Below are 6,191 nucleotides of genomic sequence, written 5' to 3'. Positions count from 1 at the left end.
TACTACTCTTCCTATAGCCGCTGATATAATCCCACTAATTGCTCCTAATACGATACGGTCTTGTATTTTGAACATGATACACACCTCCTTTATTAGGTTTTCCGTTATTTTAGTTAACATGCAAGTTACGTTTTAGATTAATAGCCATGATTTGTCAATGCCAAAAAGCGACCTTCAGCTTATAAAGTGCTGAGGTCGCTTTTTTAGTTTATTGCTGCAAAGACTTTTCTAATTCTTCTAAACCGCGATTCATAATTTGTTCAGTTGCAGTGTTTTGGATCTGTTGTTTTTCATCTTCTGAAACATAACCCGAAAGAAAAAGCTCTTTATGTGTTTTGTATAAGTTGTCATAAAACGCATACTGCCTAGCCAAATCCATTTTTTTGAACTGCTTGGACCTTTTTATTTCTGCTATAGTTTCTGGAAAGTTCGTTGCAAAATACAACTCCCGCCGGAATGTTTCTTCATCCATATTCATAAACCTCCTCTAATGCATGGCTTTTTTCATTTCCTGCCGTGCGCGTTCTAATACTTCTTCCATTGCAGCATTTTGAGTGCTGCGTTTTTCTTCCTCTGTAGGGCCTTCTGAGAGAAAACTGTTCTTGACAAAGATGTAATATTCATCAAACAGTTCCTTCTTTTTTGTTATATCCATATTACGAAGTTGGCGATCCTTTTTTAACTGCACAATCATTTCAGGTAGGTTTGTTCCTAAATCAAGCGCGCGTCTAAAAATATAGTCATCAGCCATTGAATGATCCTCCTTTATAAGCTTAAAAATTATTTAATTAATTTTGCTGAAAAACAGAATAGAAAATTCAAGGCATCTCCTTTGACAATTTATTCTCCATAAAATTTCTGTACATCTCATACAGTTTACCGTAAAGTTCATCTTTCTCAGTATCGGTTAAATCATGATTATGGGTTATATCTGTCAACATGTCCTGTAATGAACACCTGTTGAGTAGTTCACGCTTAGTCAAAGTTGGAATCTTTCCCCACAGCAGAAAAAGGTCATCTTCATTCACTTCATAAACGTTGGCAAGCGCAGAAATTAAGGAATCGGAAGGCATTCTGCCTCTCTCTATTTCAGATAAGTGAGCAGGTGTGATTTTCAATAACTTGCAGACTTTCGCCAGGGATTTCTCTCCGCGAAGTTGTTTAAGATATTGCCCTGCATCAAACTGCTTTATTGCTTGCTCGCGTTTGAGATCATCCGATGAGTTATTCATTGCTTCTCCTAATCCCTATATCCCCATAATCCATTATTTATCGGAACGGCATACAACAATTTATTTTGGTGGTAAGTATTCATAAACCGATAAGAGAACGGCGATAAAGAGAAGAACCAAGAGGACAATCCTGGACAGGCCTCTGATATTTCGACATCTTTATAGTTTAATGAGGCTTTACCTGTTAAACGAGCAACTATCCAGGCAATTTTACTTTCGACAAAAGCTTGGCGGTTTTTGGGGTTAATTGTATATTGGTTGCTTGTACCTTCAACGATGACTATGGCCATTTTTGCATTTTGCTTTCGGTCATAGTCAACATTTTTATAGAATGGCAGCAGTTTAGCCTCTACCACAATTAAACCATTGACCTCACTGGTAATGTTACAGATTTCAGAAGTGTATCAAATTCGGACTTTTTCTCTCTCTTGCTTCCTGCTAAAATCAGATTTGAAGAGAGGATGAAATGCGAAAGAACTACTTTGTAAAATTGGTAAAATACATGAAAAATGTTTATCAGGTAGATCATGGTTTGAATAAATTGTCAGAAGGAATATTTAAACGAGAAGAAATCAGCTTCTGTTGACATATATAGATTGTCGATATACAATTCGTATGTAGGTGATCTATATAAGGAGGCTAGGGCTCATGGATAAAAGTCTAATAACCGGCAGTACTACTATGCTTATACTAAAACTACTGGAAGAATCTGATATGTACGGCTATCAAATGATAGAGGAATTGGGCAAAAAGTCGAACAATATATTCGAACTAAAGGCAGGGACATTGTATCCTTTGCTTCATACCTTGGAACAAAAGAATATACTTATTTCTTACGAGAGTACTACTGATAACGCAAGGATACGCAAATACTACAGTCTTACCCAAAAAGGCCGAAAACATTTAAAGGAAAAAGCTGAAGAATGGAAAGTGTATACATCTGCCGTAAATAATGTCTTGGGGGGTGTGGACATTGCCACTACCTAATTCGATTGTGGAATATTTGGAAACCGTTCGTCAGCAGATACGCTGGAAAAGAGCGCAGGTGCCTGTTATAGAGGAAATTAAAAATCACATAACCGACCAAAAGAATGCCTTGGTTCGAGATGGACTTGATGAGGAATTAGCAATTAGTAAGGCTATTGAAGAAATGGGCGACCCTGTTGTTATAGGAGAGCAGCTTGATCGTGCACACAGGCCCAGGCCGGATTGGCCACTGCTTGCCATAACTGTTGTATTACTTTTGTTGGGCCTTTCAATTCAATTCATAATTGGAAATGATATTAAAAATGGGACAGAAATGTTCTATAGACAGCTCATATGGGCGGGTTTAGCAATTATTGTGCTGCTAGCAGCATATTTCTTGGATTTCTCAATTATAGGAAAATACCCATCAATTATTTATTTACTGCTCATTGCTTCGACAGTTGTAAGTTATTGGTTCTGTAGTAGATTTTATGTCCTAGGAAGTCCCCGGTTGGTTGCGGTTTATCCGATGTTGCTCTTTCCTGTAGTTTTCGCCGGAGTGGTTTACAGTACGCGACATATAGGATATGCTGGTTTAGTTCTTTCTTGGGTAGCAGCAATTGTACCAGCCATTTTATCTTTGATAATGCATAATTCGACAATAGTATTTTTGGCTTCTTTATCCAGCCTTATCATTTTGACCTATACAATTACTAACGGATGGTTTAATGTCAGGAAATTTTACGCTCTGCTCGTTTTGTATCTCTCATCTGCAGTCGTTTTATTAATAATGTTTTTCATATTCAAGGATCATGAGTATTTCTGGCAAAGGATAAGACTCTTTTTTAATCCATCGTTAGCAAGCTATGGATATTATGGGACAATGATCAGACAGTTTCTGATTCATTCCCGGTTAATTGGTACAGGGGTTCCGATAACAGTTTATGGGGAATATCCGGCATCACACATTTTGCCAGCAGCTAATACTGATTTAATTTTAACGTATTTGATTTATAAATTTGGTTGGATACTATTAATCGGAATGCTCCTTATCTTTGTAGCTTTTATTGTGCGTTCATTAATTATCAGCAAAAGACAAAAGAGTGTGCTGGGACGGCTGGTTTCCATGGCTATTATTCTAACCTTTGCTCTTCAATGTTTTACATATATTGTTTATAATTTGGGTTTTATTCTCTTTGGCCCGCTATCATTGCCATTAATCTCTTATGGGGGAGGATTCTTGCTGATAAATATGTGCCTTATAGGTTTTTTGCTTTCAACATACCGTACTGGTAGTTTAGTGAGTAATAATATTGATGCAAGGGTGACAAAGTCGGGAAGCTTCATACATTATGAAGATGGAAAGATTATAATTGATATTAAAACTCACTCTGTGAATTGATTTTGTTCCATATAAATTCATAGATTAATCTTTCCTAATCGCTCACGCCAACCCCGCTACCCCGAAGATGGCCACAGTAAATTATTTGCGCTCCTATCACCACTACAGCCCACGTTACCCTCCCCCAAAATCCCCGCGTCCCCATAAAGTCCAGCTACCGTCATCTTCAATCCCGCAGGATGGACATCCTTACCTATCCAAAGGAACTCACTGAACTGGGAAGGTGGAGGGAATGGCCTATATGGGAGCAGGTCTGACGCTTGTTGAACATATGTAGAATAGGCGAAACAAGTAATGAAGATTGTAAGAGGGGGGATGTGTTAATTGACAATAGTTTATATTTTATTATTCTTAGTCATACTATGCTTCTTCATTGCAATTACAGTAACTTGTCTTAATTTTAATAAATCAGCCAATAATAGCGGCCAAAAAAGAGATGTCATCATTGTACTTGGTTATCCTGCAAAAAAGGACGGAAGCATATCCCCTATTTTACGTGAACGAATAAATGGAGCGTCAAAGCTATATCATGAAGGAGTTGCAGGAACCATTATTTGCACTGGTGCTGCAGTAGCTAACAACTATATTGAAGCAGATATCATGGCTCGCCAATCATTATCCCAATCCCAAATACCCATAAACCCAAGCCAGAAGTCAACTAGCGAACTCCTTCAATCTCGCAGGATGCGAATGTGGTTGCCTAATGGATAACCGAACCGGAGAGATGGTGAATGGATGAGTTAATAGTACCTAATAATGCATTTGTGCTGTTGGCATAGCGCTCTTTATAGGCCCCAAGCATATAACTAATTATATAATTAGAGAGGTGTTGGGTGAAAGGTGTTAAGGTTAGCCAAAGGAGTAACGATACCAAACGATATTAAACCAGCAGAATGGTTATTACATTCTCTCCCTGTGAGAAAACGGTGTACGGGCACGCCTGTAGAATCAGTAATTCCAAATGTCTTTGATGAATACGCCCGTGTATTCCATCCTTCAGCTGATGATCAAGATCGTGGAACGCCAAGTAAGTTCAGTCAGTCTGGCAGGGTGAAAGTCCCTGTTGGGAAAGGTTTAGCCAACCACCTATATCAGTGTTGCGCCGAAATGGGTGACCACTAGGTGAAGTGTACACAGAGCACTATACAGGCCACAGGGAGCCGTATCTTCTGAAGCTATTCAGCCTCGTTAAAAACAGTTTGGAAACAGACAAAGAGCAGATGACGACGTGTTCGATAAGAAACTAACTAAAGGCAAGGTTTTGGAGGGTCTGTCGGGGTTTTACAAATGGCTTAACCGAAGAAGTTAGCGACGTAGTTTTAATCTAGACGAGTTTGACGCATGTTGGGAAAGATATGGAGTTCCAAAGCCAAGAATTGTCGAGTCGGATCTAGTACAACCTCACTTTGATTTCTAATGCCGGACTGGAATACGGAAGCGTGTACTTTTGAAGAGCCCGGTGCGGGAAATCTGCACGCCGGGATCTGTGCGGGGGATGCCAGGTAACCTGTGTCTCTACCGTGACAACGTGGTTTGAATAAGCTTTCTGACGGAGGAATTAACCCGACTTATATAGTACAGGTCAAGTTCTTCTGCCTGTTCTTTTAGGGTTTATAGCGCATAAAAGTGTTAATGTGGTTTCTAAACCGACATTTTAGCAACTCCGGGCACGTTGAGTGCGTGGTAGTATGCAGAAAACAGACAGTCTGAAAGCCGCCTGTGGTGCTGGTTGTAAGTTTAATAATATTCAGAATTGAATTAAAACAGGCGCAATGTTTTCTATCTACGTTCATGGGTACAGTGCAGCGACACGTTGCTGTACAAATTTGCAGGTGGGTTAAATCCTGCAGCAAAGTAAAAACAGCAGAGATTAACAATCTCTAACTGATAGTTTGAGGAGTGGAATGATTGGGTAACGCCTTGAAACGCTCCCTCTGAGACTACGGCAAAAAGGAAAGTGTGTAATAACAAGTCCTTGATGCAGCCCGTTGAAGTCGGCGGAAGTCTGTCCCAGCGTTTTGCTGCGGAAACCGGCCTGGAGGCAGGCTGTGCAGATGATACGCCGGGAGTCTATAAAATGCTCATGGTGAGAATGTGGGATAAGGCCCACTGACGAAAACCTGAACGAAAGGGTCCAGACGCGATAATGGTAGAAATGCCATTGCTGTGAAACGCAGCGTATGTGGGGAAGAGTAAAACATGTTTCTATGAAATTCCCTATACTATTAAAGGTAGTATCAAGCATACAGGCTCAAAGGGTAAACCTAAAAGCATATGTAACGATAGAACTATCGGAACGTGGGAAGGCCGGAACGCAGAGTGATTACACACAATGAAGCGGTGGCAGGGAAAGCATAATAATCATGTATAACCTGACATTATTCGGCGGATAGCGCAGCCAATACCTATGAAACGGGGATAATAAGCCGTGGAGGGACAGGCTGCAGTCACAAGAAGTGCAAACATCTAACTGCATATTATTCGAAGGTTCGAGTATGACTAACAAAGGTGAAATCATCCCCTGAAGAGGAGAAAGTAGCCGACTTTGACAACTAAAAAGAATCCAAAAAGACAGAAACTACGCAATGCTG

9 protein-coding genes are annotated in these 6,191 nt (G+C 39.9%); 5 read left to right on the top strand and 4 right to left on the bottom strand.

Annotated elements, in window-relative coordinates:
- Positions 1-208: 208 nt before the first annotated feature.
- From B5771_RS00185 to B5771_RS00170, 4 genes are all read right to left on the bottom strand, one after another.
- A complete protein-coding gene (locus tag B5771_RS00185; protein ID WP_088185742.1) occupies positions 209-472 on the bottom strand; it encodes a hypothetical protein in 264 nt (87 codons plus the stop codon).
- Between the two features lie 15 nt (positions 473-487).
- Positions 488-751, bottom strand: a complete 264-nt coding sequence (locus tag B5771_RS00180; RefSeq protein ID WP_088185741.1) for a hypothetical protein — start codon at positions 749-751, stop codon at positions 488-490.
- Between the two features lie 67 nt (positions 752-818).
- Entirely contained in the window at positions 819-1,232 is a 414-nt protein-coding gene (locus B5771_RS00175; RefSeq protein WP_088185740.1) for a helix-turn-helix transcriptional regulator, read from the bottom strand.
- A gap of 8 nt (positions 1,233-1,240) precedes the next feature.
- Positions 1,241-1,588: a hypothetical protein gene (locus tag B5771_RS00170; protein WP_088185739.1), complete on the bottom strand. Its 348-nt coding sequence runs from the start codon at positions 1,586-1,588 to the stop codon at positions 1,241-1,243.
- A 292-nt stretch (positions 1,589-1,880) separates the two neighbouring features.
- On the opposite strand from B5771_RS00170, the gene B5771_RS00165 reads away from it, so the two are divergent.
- The 5 genes from B5771_RS00165 (at position 1,881) to B5771_RS24025 (ending at position 5,713) form a co-directional block, all read left to right on the top strand.
- Positions 1,881-2,219, top strand: a complete 339-nt coding sequence (locus tag B5771_RS00165) for a helix-turn-helix transcriptional regulator (RefSeq protein WP_088185738.1) — start codon at positions 1,881-1,883, stop codon at positions 2,217-2,219.
- Positions 2,206-3,600: a permease prefix domain 1-containing protein gene (locus B5771_RS00160; RefSeq protein WP_242966681.1), complete on the top strand. Its 1,395-nt coding sequence runs from the start codon at positions 2,206-2,208 to the stop codon at positions 3,598-3,600. The genes B5771_RS00165 and B5771_RS00160 overlap by 14 nt, the downstream gene beginning before the upstream one ends.
- 324 nt (positions 3,601-3,924) lie before the next feature.
- Positions 3,925-4,311 (top strand): ElyC/SanA/YdcF family protein, encoded by a 387-nt coding sequence (locus B5771_RS00155; protein WP_088185736.1) that lies wholly within the window; start codon positions 3,925-3,927, stop codon positions 4,309-4,311.
- 129 nt (positions 4,312-4,440) lie between these two features.
- The gene (locus B5771_RS00150) at positions 4,441-4,722 is read left to right on the top strand and encodes a hypothetical protein (RefSeq protein WP_088185735.1); all 282 of its coding nucleotides are present in this window, start codon (positions 4,441-4,443) and stop codon (positions 4,720-4,722) included.
- A gap of 835 nt (positions 4,723-5,557) precedes the next feature.
- Entirely contained in the window at positions 5,558-5,713 is a 156-nt protein-coding gene (locus B5771_RS24025; RefSeq protein ID WP_172408101.1) for a hypothetical protein, read from the top strand.
- Positions 5,714-6,191: the final 478 nt, after the last annotated feature.

The organism is Desulfosporosinus sp. FKA (genome assembly GCF_002196785.1).
Classification (GTDB): Bacteria; Bacillota; Desulfitobacteriia; order Desulfitobacteriales; family Desulfitobacteriaceae; genus Desulfosporosinus; species Desulfosporosinus acididurans.
The sequence above is the reverse complement of the archived record's forward strand: the minus strand, read 5'-3'. Positions and strand labels throughout refer to the sequence as shown.

Coding starts and splice junctions, on each gene's coding strand:
- B5771_RS00185 (WP_088185742.1), bottom strand. CDS start 472: ATGGATGAAGAAACATTCCGGCGGGAGTTGTATTTTGCAACGAACTTT.
- B5771_RS00180 (WP_088185741.1), bottom strand. CDS start 751: ATGGCTGATGACTATATTTTTAGACGCGCGCTTGATTTAGGAACAAAC.
- B5771_RS00175 (WP_088185740.1), bottom strand. CDS start 1,232: ATGAATAACTCATCGGATGATCTCAAACGCGAGCAAGCAATAAAGCAG.
- B5771_RS00165 (WP_088185738.1), top strand. CDS start 1,881: ATGGATAAAAGTCTAATAACCGGCAGTACTACTATGCTTATACTAAAA.